16 protein-coding genes and 1 pseudogene are annotated in these 14,672 nt (G+C 71.0%); 8 read left to right on the top strand and 9 right to left on the bottom strand.

Features of this window, described 5'->3' with window-relative positions:
* Positions 1 to 71: 71 nt before the first annotated feature.
* Positions 72 to 299 (top strand): hypothetical protein, encoded by a 228-nt coding sequence (locus OXS27_RS01625; RefSeq protein WP_243925770.1) that lies wholly within the window; start codon positions 72 to 74, stop codon positions 297 to 299.
* Positions 300 to 329: 30 nt separating this feature from the next.
* Here the strand turns inward: OXS27_RS01625 and OXS27_RS01620 are convergent, their stop codons facing one another.
* The 3 genes from OXS27_RS01620 to OXS27_RS01610 form a co-directional block, all read right to left on the bottom strand.
* On the bottom strand, positions 330 to 707 hold the full coding sequence (locus OXS27_RS01620; protein ID WP_267353820.1) for a hypothetical protein: 378 nt from the start codon (positions 705 to 707) through the stop codon (positions 330 to 332).
* Positions 708 to 733: 26 nt separating this feature from the next.
* A complete protein-coding gene (locus tag OXS27_RS01615; RefSeq protein WP_267353819.1) occupies positions 734 to 982 on the bottom strand; it encodes a hypothetical protein in 249 nt (82 codons plus the stop codon).
* Between the two features lie 77 nt (positions 983 to 1,059).
* Entirely contained in the window at positions 1,060 to 2,007 is a 948-nt protein-coding gene (locus OXS27_RS01610; protein ID WP_267353818.1) for a hypothetical protein, read from the bottom strand.
* Between the two features lie 149 nt (positions 2,008 to 2,156).
* Here OXS27_RS01610 and OXS27_RS01605 point away from each other — a divergent pair, with 149 nt between their 5' ends.
* The 4 genes from OXS27_RS01605 (at position 2,157) to OXS27_RS01590 (ending at position 5,980) form a co-directional block, all read left to right on the top strand.
* Complete coding sequence (locus OXS27_RS01605; protein ID WP_267353817.1) at positions 2,157 to 4,220, top strand: hypothetical protein; 2,064 nt, start codon at positions 2,157 to 2,159, stop codon at positions 4,218 to 4,220.
* Between the two features lie 79 nt (positions 4,221 to 4,299).
* Positions 4,300 to 4,569: a hypothetical protein gene (locus OXS27_RS01600; protein WP_267353816.1), complete on the top strand. Its 270-nt coding sequence runs from the start codon at positions 4,300 to 4,302 to the stop codon at positions 4,567 to 4,569.
* A gap of 80 nt (positions 4,570 to 4,649) precedes the next feature.
* Positions 4,650 to 4,841 carry a hypothetical protein gene (locus tag OXS27_RS01595; RefSeq protein WP_243925782.1) on the top strand — a complete coding sequence of 64 codons (192 nt, stop codon included), beginning with the start codon at positions 4,650 to 4,652 and terminating at the stop codon, positions 4,839 to 4,841.
* A gap of 428 nt (positions 4,842 to 5,269) precedes the next feature.
* On the top strand, positions 5,270 to 5,980 hold the full coding sequence (locus OXS27_RS01590) for a YidB family protein (protein WP_267353815.1): 711 nt from the start codon (positions 5,270 to 5,272) through the stop codon (positions 5,978 to 5,980).
* Between the two features lie 3 nt (positions 5,981 to 5,983).
* On the opposite strand, the gene OXS27_RS01585 is transcribed toward OXS27_RS01590, so the two are convergent.
* Positions 5,984 to 6,325 (bottom strand): DUF6883 domain-containing protein, encoded by a 342-nt coding sequence (locus tag OXS27_RS01585; protein ID WP_267353814.1) that lies wholly within the window; start codon positions 6,323 to 6,325, stop codon positions 5,984 to 5,986.
* Positions 6,322 to 6,573, bottom strand: a complete 252-nt coding sequence (locus OXS27_RS01580; RefSeq protein ID WP_267353813.1) for a DUF4926 domain-containing protein — start codon at positions 6,571 to 6,573, stop codon at positions 6,322 to 6,324. Before OXS27_RS01580 ends, OXS27_RS01585 begins: the two co-directional genes overlap by 4 nt.
* Before the next feature lie 94 nt (positions 6,574 to 6,667).
* Here OXS27_RS01580 and OXS27_RS01575 point away from each other — a divergent pair.
* Positions 6,668 to 6,937, top strand: a pseudogene (locus OXS27_RS01575) (YidB family protein); the annotation flags it as partial.
* A gap of 365 nt (positions 6,938 to 7,302) precedes the next feature.
* On the opposite strand, the gene fabF reads toward OXS27_RS01575, so the two are convergent.
* From fabF to fabD, 4 genes are all read right to left on the bottom strand, one after another.
* Entirely contained in the window at positions 7,303 to 8,565 is a 1,263-nt protein-coding gene (gene fabF, locus OXS27_RS01570) for a beta-ketoacyl-ACP synthase II (protein WP_243925790.1), read from the bottom strand.
* A 258-nt stretch (positions 8,566 to 8,823) separates the two neighbouring features.
* Complete coding sequence (locus OXS27_RS01565) at positions 8,824 to 9,063, bottom strand: acyl carrier protein (RefSeq protein WP_007559070.1); 240 nt, start codon at positions 9,061 to 9,063, stop codon at positions 8,824 to 8,826.
* Between the two features lie 333 nt (positions 9,064 to 9,396).
* Positions 9,397 to 10,134 carry a 3-oxoacyl-[acyl-carrier-protein] reductase gene (gene fabG / locus OXS27_RS01560; protein ID WP_243925792.1) on the bottom strand — a complete coding sequence of 246 codons (738 nt, stop codon included), beginning with the start codon at positions 10,132 to 10,134 and terminating at the stop codon, positions 9,397 to 9,399.
* Positions 10,135 to 10,290: 156 nt separating this feature from the next.
* Entirely contained in the window at positions 10,291 to 11,235 is a 945-nt protein-coding gene (fabD, locus tag OXS27_RS01555; protein WP_267353793.1) for an ACP S-malonyltransferase, read from the bottom strand.
* Positions 11,236 to 11,472: 237 nt separating this feature from the next.
* Here fabD and rpoZ point away from each other — a divergent pair, with 237 nt between their 5' ends.
* Entirely contained in the window at positions 11,473 to 11,883 is a 411-nt protein-coding gene (rpoZ, locus tag OXS27_RS01550; protein ID WP_243925795.1) for a DNA-directed RNA polymerase subunit omega, read from the top strand.
* 202 nt (positions 11,884 to 12,085) lie between these two features.
* The gene (locus OXS27_RS01545) at positions 12,086 to 14,350 is read left to right on the top strand and encodes a bifunctional (p)ppGpp synthetase/guanosine-3',5'-bis(diphosphate) 3'-pyrophosphohydrolase (RefSeq protein WP_243926004.1); all 2,265 of its coding nucleotides are present in this window, start codon (positions 12,086 to 12,088) and stop codon (positions 14,348 to 14,350) included.
* The last annotated feature ends 322 nt before the right edge of the window (positions 14,351 to 14,672 follow it).

Here is a 14,672-nt window from a genome sequence, read left to right as displayed (position 1 = left end):
ACCTCCGCCAGAGCCCCGTCACATCAAGGCGCTACCCAGGGGTCGAACTGCGAAGAAGCCGGAGCGATGGTATGACGCCCGCCGATCTCGACAAGCGCGCAGAGCTGACCGTCTGGCCGAAACGTGCCCCCGGCCGATCGGCGAGGGGCCGTCCGTTCGCGACCCTGCGCGAAGCGCTGGCCGTCGCCGTGCAGGCGATCGAGGCAGAGGATGCGCAGCCCTGGATCATCACAGAGGCGGGCGACATCCTTTCGCCGGGCTGGATCCGCGCCAACAGCCAGTCGCGCGCGCTGCAGTAGGATTACCGGCCGCCGCGCGGCATCGGCAGCTCAACAGCCGATGCAGATGTCGCGCACGACGTGCTCGTGCCGGGCGCCGGTGCGCTGGTTCGGAAGCTGCCCGCCGATGGACGGAAACCCGGTTCCGAGCATCCGGGGCCGGCGCCTGCCCGCGTCAGGGTCGATCTGGGGCGGGGCCGGGGTCACGGACGGCTCCGCGACCGTGCTGTTCGCCATGCCGGGCTCGGGCAGCGTCAGGGCCATGCCTGGCGCCGGGAGCCCTTGGGCGAACTCGCCCGCCTGGGCGGGCGCCAACACGGCGATGGACAAGGAGGCGAGGGGCAGGAGGCCAAGGGACAGGCGTACGACGACACGTCGGCACCGCACACGCAGCGCGGTCACCGTGAGGGACGGCAGCGACCGGCGCATTCGCGCCGGTGCCGTTCGGGATATCCTCAAAAGGCCCGGCCGTAATACGGCTGCGAGACCGGCCGGTACCGGTTGCTCACCGGCCAGGTGTAGGGCTGGTCCTTGACCGTGCGCATATCGGCTCGGAACGTCGGCTGGTTGAAACCCAGCCCCTGATGGATCGGAGCCTTCCCGGCCCCACGCGGCTGAGAGCCCGCCTCGCGCGCGAGCGCTGCGCTCGACAGACCCAGAACGAGAACGGCCGCCCACGTAGCGCGGCTCAGAATGACGCTCATCTCCGTCTCCTGTCCCGGCCGAGACGCCGGTGCGGACAGAACGGCGGCGCTGGAATTGCGGTTCCGGAACACGCCGCTCAGAATGCGCCGTCACCGCCGAGGCAGGCCGCCGCGAGGGCGCCCCCGCAGGGATCGTTGAGCCGGCCGGGCGCGGCAGCCGCACCGCCGATACCGGCACCGCCGGACGCCCCTCCGCCGGCCGGCGCCGTTTGAACGCGGTCGAGATCCCGAGCCGCCACCACGGATGGCGCGGCCGCGATCCCGGCGCCGCCCGAAGCCGCTCCCCCCGCTGTCCCGGTCGAGACCGCACCTGGGACGAGACCCGTGACGGCCCCCGTCCCGCCTCCGGTCGTGAAGGCCGCGAGCCCGGAGGTCGTGGTGCCGAGGGTGGCCGCGTCGGCGGCGTTGGCGGTTCCAGCCGAAGCGAAGTTCGATGCGGTCGTGGCGTCGGTGCCCAGGCTCGTCGTGGTGCGTGATGGGCTGCCGGTCCCGGTGGCGGATGTACCGAAGGTCGACGTGCCGAACGCGGATGTCCCCAGACCGGACGTCCGCCCCACGCCCGTGCCGGTGTTGAAGCCCGTCGTCAGACCTGTTGTCAGGCCGGTCGCATTCGTCGTGAACGCCGCGTTGCTCCCCAGGCTGGCCGTCCCGAAGGTCGTCGAGAGGGCGCTTCCCGAGAGCGAGCCGAGGGCCGCGTTCGATGTCGAGCCCAGCGTGGTGCCGAAACCGCTCAATGTTCCGATGGCCCCGGCCGCGCTGCCGGGCGCCCCGATCGAGCCACCGCCGCCCCCGCCACCGCCGAAGCTGAGCTGACCGGCGTTCAGCAGACCGCCGGTCTGGGCCGAGAGGGTCGGGAACGGTCCGGTCGTGGACCCACCGCCGAGGCTGAGCTGCCCCGGATTGGAGATGGCGGTGACCGGCTCCAGGGAGGCCGCGGCAGGCGCCGTCGCGGTGGCCGACAGGCTCTGCGCCGAAGCCGGGGCGGCGATCGAACTCAGCAGAGCAGCGGCGAGCAGGACGCGCAAGGCAGTCTCCAGGGTGGGCTCCGCGCAGCGGATGCCAGAGCCAACCGGACCCGGCCCGGGCCGTTCCGGCGACCTGCTGCCGCGGCGCAGCCTTCATGCTGCCGGAAAGGCGGTGTCGTTTCGGCCCAGGATCCGATCAACTCCCCTGCGTGCCCGTGCCCCATCCTTTCGCCCGAGGCTTGCGCCGCATCGGCTGGCTCGCCGGCCTGCCGGCGCTCGCGCTGATCTGGGCGAGCGCGACGCTCTATGCCGGCCCGCGCATCGCCGAGCGGCTCGAAGCCGAGGGGGCAGCCGTGGCGGCCAATACGGCCACCGACACGGGCGAGCCCTGGCTGCGGCTCGCCGTCGAGGGCCGCGACCTCGTGGCGGCCGGCGAGGCGCCGGACGCGGGCGCCCGCGCCGCCACCCTGTTCCGCCTCGCCGTCCTGGACGGGCCCCGGCGCATCGTCTCGGGCGTCGGCCTGGTCGAGACCGCCGCGCCGTTCCAGTGGGCGGCGATCCGCCTGGGCCCGGACCGGGTCGCCCTGGAGGGCAGCCGCCCGGTGGAGGTCGGGCGGCGGGCGCTGGAGGCGCGGGTCACCGGGATGCTCGGCCCCGGCACCAGCCTCGACGATACCGCCCGGGCCGCCCGGGGGGCGCCGCCGGATTTTCCGAGCGCGGCGGCCTTCCTGGCGGCGCGGCTCTCCGGGTTGGCGGCGGGCGGACGGGCCGCGCTCAGCGACACCGTGCTCAGCCTCTCGGGCGAAGCCCTCGACGTGCCGGCCTACGAGGCGCTGCGGGCCGCCCTGTCGGATCCGCCGGCGGGGTTCAGCATCGGCCGCGTCGAGATCCTGCCGCCGCGGGTGGCGCAGTATCGCTTCACGGTCGAGAAGGCCACCGGCGGAATCGCGCTCGACGGCTTCATCCCCTCCACGGCCGATCGCGAGGCCGCCCGGCGCGCCGCTCAGGAGGTGGCTCAGGAGACCCCCGGCGCGGCCGTGGACGATCGGCTGGTGACCGCCCGGGGGCTCGACCCGGCGATCGATTCGAAAACCCTGATCGGCTTCATGTTCCGGCTCGCCGCGCTGATCCAGACCGGCCGCGTCACCTTCACGGACGGCGCGATCTCGGTCAGCGGCGACGCCATGGACGCGCAGGCGATCCCCGACGCCGAGGCGCTGATGCGCGATGCCCGCCCCGCCGGCGTCTCGGCCGGGCGGGTCACCCTGACGGCGCGGCCGCTCTCGCCGTACCGGGTGGCGATCCGCCGGACGCCGGAGGCGGTGACGCTCACCGGGCATGTCCCGGATGCCGCCACCCGGGATCGGGTGCTCGATGTCCTGCGGCCGCGCCTGTTCCGCGAGCCGATCCTCGACCGCACGCGCCTCGCCGACGGCGCGCCACCGAATCTCGGGGCGGCGCTGGCCGCCGCGGCGCCGCTGGTGGTGAGCCTCGCCGCCGGGGAGGCCAGCGTCTCGGACCGGACGCTGACCCTGACCGGCGAGAGCCTCTACCGCGAGGTCGCGGCCCGCGCGCCCGACCGGCTCGCCGAGGCGCTGCCCCCGGGCTGGACCGGGAAGGCCACGGTCTCGGCCCGGCAGCCGGCGGAGCGGCGCGACCCGGCGACCTGCCGCGCCGATTTCGCCGCCGCCGCCACCGGGGCGGATCTGCGCTTCCCGGCGGGCAGCGCCGCGCCGGGCCCGACCTTCTATCCGACCCTCGACGCCCTGGCGGCCCTGGCCAAGGCCTGTCCCAGCGTGCGCCTGACCGTCTCGGGCCCCGCCGATCCGGCGAAGGCCGTGCCGACACCGGCCGCGGGCCCGGGGGAGGGCGCCCCTCCGGCCGCGCCGCCCGAAGCCGAGCCGACCCGCGTCGCCAGCGCGGCCAAGGCGGAGGTCCCCGGCAAGGCGGACGCGAAGGCGGATCCGAAGCCGGAGGCCAAGCACGACGCCAAAGCGCACGATGCCGGGGCGCAGGCCAAGCCCGATGCCAAGGGATCCGGCAAGGACGCGATCAAGGAGGCCGCCAAAAGCGGCAAGCCAAGTCCCAAGCCGAGTTCCAAGCCGAGTCCCAAAAAACCCGAGGCGACCGCCGACGAGCCGCCGCAGGACCTGCCCCGGCTGCGCGCCCAGGCCGTGGTCGAGTATCTGCTTCAGGCCGGCGCCCGGCCGGATCAGGTGAGCGCCGGGGCGGATACGCCCGCCGGCCCCGTTACCTTCGCGCTGCTGCCGTGAGGCCCCGTCGCTCCGCCGCGCGCCCGCCGGCCGGGACGCGCCCCGACGCGTGCCGCGCCCATTGGGAGGCCCACCGGCCGTGATGTTGCTGCTTGCCGGATTCTGGCCCGGACTCGCCGGGGCGGGGGGGCTCGGCCTCGTGGTCGGGGCGCTCGCGGGCTGGCCGGACCGCACCGCCGTGCCGCTCGGCCTGTTCGTGGCCGCGGGCCTCCTGGCGGCGGCGGCGCTGGCCGCCCTCGTGCCCGGTCTGCCGGGGCTTTGGCTGGAGGGCGCCGCCCTGATCCTGCCGCCCTACTGCGCCGGATGCGCCCTCGGGGCGCTCGGACGCCGCCTCGTCGCTCGGCGCTGAAAGCCTCGGGAACCGGTCCGCCCCCGACCGGCGTTGCATGGTCATACGGGCCCGGGGCCCACCCTTTCGACGAGGCCACCATGTCGATGACCGATCGCCGTCCGCGCCGCGCCGCCCTCCGTCTGCCGCGCCCCCGGGCGGGCGCCGCCGCCACCGGCCTGTTCCTGACCGCCCTGGCGCTCGCCGCCGCGACGATGCCGCTGTCCGAGCCCGCCGACGCCACCACCGCCCACGGCACCGCGCAGGCGTCCCTGACCAGCCCGACCCGCTAACGAGAGGACGTCCGCCCTTCTCCGCACCTCCGCCATTGAGGTTTGCGTGTTCACATGCGGCGGGCGGCGACGCGACCGCGGGCTAAGGCGCGGGTCCCCTCTCCCGAGCGGGAGAGGGACAGGGTGAGGGATCAGGTCCGTCCGAACGATGCGCGATCGGCACACGCATCGATGTTGCGCCCGATCCTGACCGTTCTCCTCCCGCACCCCAATTCTCTCCCGCACGGGAGAGGGGGCCCGTCCCGCCTCGCAGACATCGATATGTGCCCATCGTCGGCCATCGAGGCGGCCGACGAGCCGCGCGAGTCCGAGCGGCGGCGTTGCCCGACAGACTTCGAACCCCTCCGATGCGGCCCGCGCCAGGCAACCGACCCTGCTCCTGAGCGGTTGTTCCCCCGGGCCCGCAGCGGGCTCCGGGGGAGGGGCGCATGGGACTGCTCGAATCGGCGATCGGCGGCGTGCTCGGACAGGTATTCGGCGGCCAGAAGGGCGGCGCCGGCGGGATGTCGCCCCTGGTGAAGGCTCTGCTGATGCTGTTGCTCGCCAAGGGCGCGAACGGCGGCTTCGGCGACATCTTTGGGGGCGGGCGCCAGGGTGAGCCCGGCCCCGAGGCCGATCGCTCCGGCGGCGCCGGACCCTACGGGCGCGATCCCGGCCAGCACCCCGCCGATGCCGGCGGACGCCGGCCCGACGACAGCGGCGATATCGGCGGCTGGGACCAGTATGGCGGCCGCCGCGACAGCGGCCCGGAGCGCAGCGCCGACCCGTCCCTGCCACCCGGCGATTTCTCGGATTTGTCCGGCATGCTCGACGGCCCCGGCGGCGCCCCGGCCCCGAGCCGCGCCGCGCCGGCGGGGCAGGGGGATCTCGGCGGCCTCGACGGGCTGGTGGACCGGTTCCGCCAGGGGGGCCTCGGCGACGTGATGGAGTCCTGGATCGGCCACGGCACCAACCGCCCGGTGGCCCCGGACCAGCTCGCCCGGGCGCTCGGCTCCGACACGGTGGACACCCTCCAGAGCCAGACCGGGCTGGACCGCGAAACGCTGCTGTCGCAGCTCGCCCAGGCGCTGCCGGAGGTGGTGCACACGCTCACGCCGCAGGGGCGGGTGCCGGGCGAGGCGGAGCGGCGGGGGTGGTAGCCCTCAGGGCTTCCACGGATAGGCGGTGAGAAAGCGCATCTGCCCGGGCGCGGTCTCCTCCCAGACGCTGCGCAGCGACGCGTAGCGGCCGTCCGGTGCCTGCACAGGGCCTTCGAAGATCAACCGCGCTCGCCCGATTGCGGGCAGCACCCGGCGCCCCGGCCAATGGGCGAAGGCGTGGCTCACCAGATCGTCGGCCAGTTGCTCCGGTGTCTCGACCTTATAGCCGAGCGCGAGAAGATACTTCGCCTTGGAGGCGCCGTCCGTGTGCGCGGCATTGAGCAGATAGCCGACGATCTTGGGCCGTTCGACGGTCCAGACGACGGCGGCGACGTCCGTCGTCACATCGGCGCGCGTTCGATGAGCTTCAGATCGTTGGGCCGAACCGTGGCCAGGGCACCGAGCGGCGTGGGAAACTCCACGACGTAGGCCTCTCCGTCGCGGTAGACGCTGACGATGGTGCCCTCCGTCCCGGGTGGCAGCGAGTCCCCGTCGTCGCTGACCACGGCAGCCGTCAGCGCGACGCGATCCAGATCCCGAAGGTCCGATCGCGGGTCGTCCTGGCGGAACTGATATGCGCGGGCCAGCACCATGGCGCGAGGATACGTGCCGGTCTCGGCTTTGCAAGCGGGCGTGGCCCTGGAACACCGAACCTTTTGATGAGTGCGACTGCGGTCACGAGGTACCGGCGGTCTGGACGGGCTGGTGGATCGGTTCCGCCAGGGGGGCCTCGGCGACGTGATGGAGTCCTGGATCGGCCACGGCACCAACCGCCCGGTGGCCCCGGACCAGCTCGCCCGGGCGCTCGGCTCCGACACGGTGGACACCCTCCAGAGCCAGACCGGGCTGGACCGCGAAACGCTGCTGTCGCAGCTCGCCCAGGCGCTGCCGGAGGTGGTGCACACGCTCACGCCGCAGGGGCGGGTGCCGGGGGAGGCGGAGCGGCGGGGATGGTAAAGAACAGACAAATACTGCCCTTATCTTCAACGAAGAATCACCTCATCCTGCTATTCAAACAACATGTCACTTTATATTATGTAAAACTGAGATATAGCAGGGCGTTCCAAAGTACACTTTCGTGGCTGCTTCACAGGCCCCCAGGTTGAGAAGGCGCGTGGGAGAACGCTATCCCACGCGCCCCACGTCTTCTCTCAAAAACCTCGCCCATGTAGTGACGCGATCTGAGGGCCTCTGCAAGCAGGCATAGATAAGGACAGAGCTAATGTGCACGGGCCTCTCCCACCATCCATGAAGGATCATGAAGACAATAGTCCGGTGCTGTATCGAGCCCTTTAAGTTTTAGACTTCTGCAGGAAGCTTTTTCAGGCGACCCGCCGCATCACCAGCGACGCATTGGTCCCACCGAATCCGAAAGAATTCGACAGCACGACATCCACCTGCTTCCGCTTCGCCTCGAACGGCACCAGGTCGATCTTGGTCTGGACCGAGGGGTTGTCGAGGTTGAGCGTCGGCGGGATCACGCCGTCGCGCAGGACGAGGATCGAAAAGATCGCCTCAACCGAGCCGGCGGCGCCCAGCAGGTGGCCAACCGAGCTCTTGGTGGACGACATGGTGGCGTTCGCGGCGGCATCGCCCAGGAGGCGCTCCACGGCCTTCAGCTCCAGCTCGTCGCCCATGGGCGTCGAGGTGCCGTGGGCGTTGATGTAGCCGATCTCGGCGGGGGAGATGCCGGCCCGCTTCACCGCCGCGCTCATGCAGCGGAAGGCGCCGTCTCCGTCCGGGGACGGGGAGGTGATGTGGTAGGCGTCGCCCGAGAGGCCGTAGCCCACGACCTCGGCGTAGATCCGCGCGCCGCGGGCCTTGGCGTGCTCGTACTCCTCCAGCACCACGATGCCGGCGCCCTCGCCCATGAGGAAGCCGTCGCGGTCGCGGTCGTAGGGGCGGGAGGCCTTCTCCGGGGTGTCGTTGAAGCCCGTGGTCAGGGCCCGGCAGGCGGAGAAGCCCGCGATCGAGAGGCGGTTCACCGGCGATTCGGCGCCGCCCGCCACCATCACGTCGGCATCGCCCAGCCCGATCAGGCGGCTCGCGTCGCCGATGGCGTGGGCGCCCGTGGAGCATGCCGTCACCACGGCGTTGTTCGGGCCCTTGAGGCCGTGGGCGATCGAGACCTGGCCGGAGGCGAGGTTGATGATCCGGCCCGGGATGAAGAACGGCGAGATCCGGCGCGGGCCCTTCTCGTGCAGGGTCACGGAGGCGTCGTAGATGCCGCCGATGCCGCCGATGCCGGAGCCGATCAGCACGCCGGTGGCGCACTGGTCCTCATGACTCTTGGGCGCCCAGCCGGCATCCTTCAGCGCCTCGTCGGCCGCCGCCATCGCGAAGACGATGAACGGATCGACCTTGCGCTGCTCCTTGGGCTCCATCACCGCGTCGGGGTTGAAGGTGCCGTCGGTGCCGTCGCCGAACGGAACCTGCGCGGCGATCCGGCAGGGCAGGTCGGCGGATTCGAAGCCGCGGATCGGGCCGGCGCCGCTGTCGCCCGCGATCAGCCGGCTCCAGGTGTGCGCCACCCCGCTGCCCAGCGGCGTGACCATCCCCAGACCCGTGACCACCACCCGCCGCATCGCACTCGTCCCGTCTTGAGGCGCATCCGGGCCGCCGCCGGAGCGCATCGTCTATAACTGCCGGAGGCGGATTCGGTCCCGATGGGACGCATCACGCCTGCGCGCCTTGAAACGCATGACGGCGCGGGGGCTGTTTCGCCTCACCCGCGCCGCGTGAACCGAAAAATCCCGGCGCCCGAGAGTCTCTCACGAAATGCCCGCTGCGCTGTCGCGATCAGAGGGAGAACTCCCGGTGCCCGGGAGTTTCGTGAGCCGCTCTTAGGCGGCGGAGTTCTTCTCCAGGAACTTCACGGCGTCGCCGACCGTCTGGATGGTCTCGGCCGCATCGTCCGGGATCTCGACGTTGAACTCTTCCTCGAAGGCCATCACCAGCTCGACCGTGTCGAGGCTGTCGGCACCGAGGTCGTCGATGAAGTTGGCGCTCTCGACCACCTTCTCGGGCTCGACGCCCAGATGCTCGACCACGATCTTCTTCACGCGCTCAGCGATATCGCTCATCGGTCTTCCGTCCTCGTCCTTTTAGGTCTGTCAGTCTTCTCGGGGTGGTGCTTGGCCGCGTCGCGCCCCTGCGGGCTTGTTGAGCGGCCAGTGTCCGATTGCGCGTGCTTCTGACGGTGAACCGGCAAGGTGCACCGAGATGCCCCCACCGGGAGGCCCTTGGACTGAAAACCCGCTGAACCGTCAACCCCCTGCGCGGCTGCGGGGGGTTGGTAGCACAGGGCTCCCGCCCTGGCGAGGGCCCGTTCAGAAACCCTTCACCGGTGTGGCGTTTGCGTGCCGGAGCACTTGATTCGCCTTGGTTTGGAGGCGACCAGGACCAGTATAAAGGTCTTAGTACATCGCCATACCGCCGTTCACGTGCAGCGTGTGGCCGGTGACGTAGCCGGCTTCCGCGGAGGCGAGGTAGAGGCAGGCCGCCGCCACCTCGGCGCCCTCGCCGAGTCGCCCGGCCGGCACCCGGGTCAGGATGCCCTCGCGCTGCTTCTCGTTCAGCGCATCGGTCATCGGCGAGGTGATGAAGCCGGGGGCGATGCAGTTGACCGTGATCCCGCGCGAGGCGACCTCGGCGGCGAGCGCCTTGGTCAGGCCCACGAGCCCGGCCTTGGCGGCGGCGTAGTTGCCCTGGCCGGGATTGCCGGTCGAGCCCACCACCGAGCCGATATTGACGATCCGTCCGAAGCGGCGGCGCATCATGCCCTTCACGGCCGCCCGCGACAGGCGGAAGGCGGCGGTGAGGTTGACGGCGAGCACCTGCTCCCACTCCTCGTCCTTCATCCGCATGAACAGGTTGTCCCGGGTGATGCCGGCATTGTTCACGAGGATGTCGAGGGGGCCGATCGCGGCCTCGGCGGCCGGGACGAGGCCCTCGACCGACTCCTTGTCGGCGAGGTCGGCGACCACCGGGCTCGCGCGCTCGCCGAGTTCGGCCGCCAGCGCCTCCAGGGCCGCCTGCCGGGTGCCCGAGAGCGCGACATGCGCGCCCTGCGCGTGCAGCGACCGGGCGATCGCCTGCCCGAGGCCGCCGGTGGCCCCCGTGACGAGGGCCTTGCGGCCGGTGAGATCGAACATGCAGGGCTCCTCTATAGGTGTCCGGTTTCGAAAGGCCGTGGCCTTTTGCGGGTGCAGGGCCAAGTGCAGGGCCAAGCCCTGCTGGGTCCGGGCAAAGCCCGATATCGGGGCTCCGCCCCGACACCCCGCCAAAGGGCTCGGCCCTTTGGAAACCCGTTACAGCGCGAAGGCCGCGACGTCTGTGGGCGTGCCGATCGCGGTGGCCGTGGCTTGCGGGGCGATGCGCTTGACGAGGCCGGTGAGCACCTTGCCGGCGCCCAGCTCATAGAATTCGTCGACGCCCGCTTCCGCCATGGCGGCGATGCTCTCGCGCCAGCGCACCGTGCCAGTGACCTGCTGCACCAGGGCCTTGCGGATCGCCTCCGGCTCGGCGACCGGCGCGGCCGTCACGTTGGCATAGAGGGTGACCCGCGGGGCGTTCAGCGTCACGGCGGCGAGCGCCCTGGCCATGGCCTCGGCGGCGGGGGCCATCAGCCGGCAATGGAACGGGGCCGAGACGTTGAGCAGCACGGCGCGCTTGATCCCGCGGCCGGCGGCGAGGCCGATGGCCCGCTCCACCGCCGCCCGATCACCCGACAGAACCACCTGTCCGCCGCCATTGTCGTTGGCCACGTCGCAGACCGCGCCACCGCCGGCTTCCCGGGCGGCCGCTTCGGCCAGAGCGCGAGTTGCTTCGAGATCGGTTCCGATCAAAGCCGCCATCGCTCCGACACCGGGCGCCACCGCCTCCTGCATGGCCGCGCCGCGCAGCCGCAGGAGTTTCGCGGCATCGGCGATCGTCAGGCTGCCGGCGGCCGCCAGAGCCGCGTATTCGCCCAGCGAATGGCCGGCCACGCACGCGACGTCGCGGGTCAGGTCCAGGCCGCGCTCGGCCTCCAGCACCCGCAGCACCGCGAGGCTCGCCGCCATCAGGGCCGGCTGGGCGTTGGTCGTGAGGGTCAATTCCTCGACCGGACCCTCGAACATCAGGCGCGACAGGTTCTGGCCCAAGGCGGCATCGACCTCGTCGAGCACGGCCTTCGCCTGCGGGAAGGCCGCCGCGAGGTCCCGCGCCATGCCGACCGCTTGGCTGCCCTGGCCGGGGAAGATGAGTGCGCGCATATCGGTCTTGATCGCTCCGCGGCGCGCGAGCGCCGCCCGTGTCGGCTGAACCTCTGGAATGGCGGGCGGACTCGCACCCGTTGCCGCAGGTGTCAACAATGCGCCGCACCATGCCGTGGCCCCGCGGGCGGGCGTGCGCCCTGCGCAAGCCGCTGTGCTTGTTGCAGAACGGCATCCGGTGTACGGTGCGCCCATACCCGACATCACCCGTCGCTCAAGCCCAAGGAGCCGCCCCGCATGGCGCGCGTCACCGTCGAAGATTGCATCGAGAAGGTCGAGAACCGGTTCGAGCTCGTTCTGCTGGCGAGCCACCGCGCCCGCCTCCTGGCCGCCGGCGCCCCGCTGACCATCGACCGCGACCGCGACAAGAACCCCGTCGTGGCCCTGCGCGAGATCGGCGACGAGACCATCACGGCCGATGATCTCAAGGAGCAGCTGATCCACTCGATGCAGAAATACGTCGAGGTGGACGAGCCGGAGGCCGAGACCGTGCCGCTGCTGTCGAGCTCGCCGGCCGCCGCCGCGGTGGCGCCGCAATCCTCCAGCGACGATGCGGCTCCCCAATTCGACCGCATGAGCGAGGAAGATCTGCTGCGCGGCCTCGAGAACCTCGCCCCGCCGGTCGAGACCGACGACGAGGGCGAGTGAGCCGGGAGACGTGGGCCTGGACGTGCACGACCTGACCACGACCGAGCCCGGCGGAGACGCCGGGTTCTCTCGTTCCGAGGCCGCCCCGGCGACGAACGGCACGTCCCCGCCACAGGGGGCTGGCGCCGAGACGGCGGTTGCGGAACAATCGCGCGTGATCCCGACCCCGCGTACCTCCCAGGAGCCCGCCCCGTCCCGGCGGATGATGCGCCAGTACGAGCTCGTCGAGCGGGTCAAGCGCTACAACCCGACCGCCGACGAAGCGCTGCTGAACCGCGCCTACGTGTACGCCATGCAGGCGCACGGCACGCAGAAGCGCGCCTCGGGCGACCCGTTCTTCGCCCACCCGCTCGAAGTCGCCGCGATCCTCACGGATCTCCACCTCGACGACGCCACCATCGTGGCCGCGGTCCTGCACGACACCGTGGAGGACACCGAGGCGACGCTCGAAGAGATCCGCCGCCTGTTCGGGCCGGAGATCGGCGCGCTGGTCGACGGCCTGACCAAGCTCAAGCGGCTCGATCTCGTCTCCAAGCAGGCCGCCCAGGGCGAGAACTTCCGCAAGCTGCTGCTGGCGGTCGCCGCGGACGTGCGGGTTCTGCTGGTCAAGCTCGCCGACCGCCTCCACAACATGCGCACCCTCCAGCACATGCGGGAGGACAAGCGCCATCGCATCGCGCAGGAGACGCTGGACATCTACGCGCCGCTCGCCGGCCGCATGGGCATGCAGGAGCTGCGCGAGGAGTTGGAGGATCTGGCCTTCCGCAACATCGAGCCGGAGGTCTACGCCACCATCACGCAGCGGCTCGCCCGGCTCACCGCCAAATCCGAGAGCGTGGTCGAGACCATCGCGCAGGTGCTGACCGAGAAGCTCGGCGCACAGGGCATCACCGCAGAGGTCAACGGCCGGCAGAAGCGGCCGTTCTCGATCTGGTCGAAGATGGAGCGCAAGTCGGTCGCCTTCGAGCAGCTCTCCGACATCTTCGGCTTCCGGGTCGTCGTCGATACGGTGCAGGCGTGCTACGCGGCGCTCGGCATCGTCCACACCAGTTGGCCGATGGTCCCGGGGCGGTACAAGGACTACATCTCGACCCCGAAGCAGAACGATTACCGTTCGATCCACACCACGGTGATCGGGCCGAAGAGCCAGCGCGTCGAGTTGCAGATCCGCACCCGCGCCATGGACGACATCGCCGAGTACGGCATCGCCGCGCATGCCCATTACAAGGAACTCGGCCAGGAATTCGGGAAGGAAACGGTGCGCCGCGAGGGTGAAGGCAGCGTCCACCCGAAGCTGGCGGCCGAGAGCGGCGCCTACCAGTGGCTGCGCCGGACCATCGAGCTGCTCGCCGAGGGCGACAGCCCGGAGGAGTTCCTGGAGCACACCAAGCTGGAGCTGTTCCAGGACCAAGTGTTCTGCTTCACCCCCAAGGGCCGTCTGATCGCCCTTCCGCGGGGCGCGACGCCGATCGATTTCGCGTACGCGGTCCACACCGATGTCGGCAACACCGCGGTCGGGGCCAAGATCAACGGCCGGATGGCGCCGTTGCTGCACGAACTCGCCAACGGCGACGAGGTCGAGATCATGCGCTCGGACGGCGCCTCGCCCCCGGCCGCCTGGGAATCCCTGGTGGTGACCGGCAAGGCCCGGGCGGCGATCCGGCGGGCGACCCGGGCTGCGGTGCGCCGGCAATATGCCGGTCTCGGCCGTCAGATCCTGGATCGGGCCTTCGAGCGCGCCGCCAAGACCTTCTCGGAGGACAAGCTGCGCGGCGCCCTGCCACGCCTCGCCCGCGCCACCACCGAGGACGTGTTCGCCGCCGTCGGGCGCGGCGAGATGTTCTCGGGCGACGTGGTCCGGGCCGTCTATCCGGACCACCGCGACGAGCGCCGTCCGGCCGCCGCACCGGGGCCGACCGGCGGTGCCGGCCGCCTCGTGCGCTCCGCCGATCAGACGATGCGGCTGACCTTCCCGGGCGCCGACGGCAAGGACGGCGAGGCCGAGGGGCGCAGCGACGCGATCCCGATCCGCGGCCTTGCCGGCGATCTGCCGGTGACGTTCGCGCCGAATGGCGGCGCCGTCCCGGGGGACCGGATCGTCGGCATCCTGACCCCCGAGGTCGGCGTCACCGTCTATCCGATTCAGTCCGCGGCGCTCGCCGCTTTCGACAACGAGCCGGAGCGCTGGCTCGACGTCCGTTGGGACACCGAGGCGCTCGGCGGTGAGCGCTTCCCCGCCCGGCTGGCGCTCAAGTCGATCAACGAGCCGGGGGTGTTCGCGCAGATCGCTCAGGTGATCGCCGATCATGACGGAAACATCGATAACATTTCAATGAAGCGGCGCACCCAGGACTTTACCGACATCACCATCGATCTGTCGGTCTGGGATCTCCAGCACCTGAATGCAATCATCGCAGAACTGCGCGGCAAGCGCGCCGTGAACAGCGTGGAGCGGGTGAACGGTTAGGCCCACCCGCTGGGTTGCACATCTCAAGTTGGCGTTCTCAACGTCAGTAAGTCTTGCGAAAACGGTCGGCCATCTGACAAAGATGGATCGCCGCGACTGTACTGCCCATTATCGCCGATGTTTACCGCAACAAGGCCGCCGTTAAGCTTGACACGGACGCATTTGAGACGAATGGTCGAATTGCCTGGGCGACGGTTACCGGATAACGACCGCGCTTTTCGCCCCGGATTGCAGAGCATAGCGACGGTCGATCGCGCCAATACATCCCCGGCCCAAGGTCGCGGTCGGAGCATGACCGTTTCTAAATATGATTTCCCGTCAC

The sequence above is a fragment of the Methylobacterium sp. GC_Met_3 genome (genome assembly GCF_026540775.1).
GTDB lineage: Bacteria > Pseudomonadota > Alphaproteobacteria > Rhizobiales > Beijerinckiaceae > Methylobacterium.
This window is presented reverse-complemented; position numbering and strand designations above follow the sequence as displayed.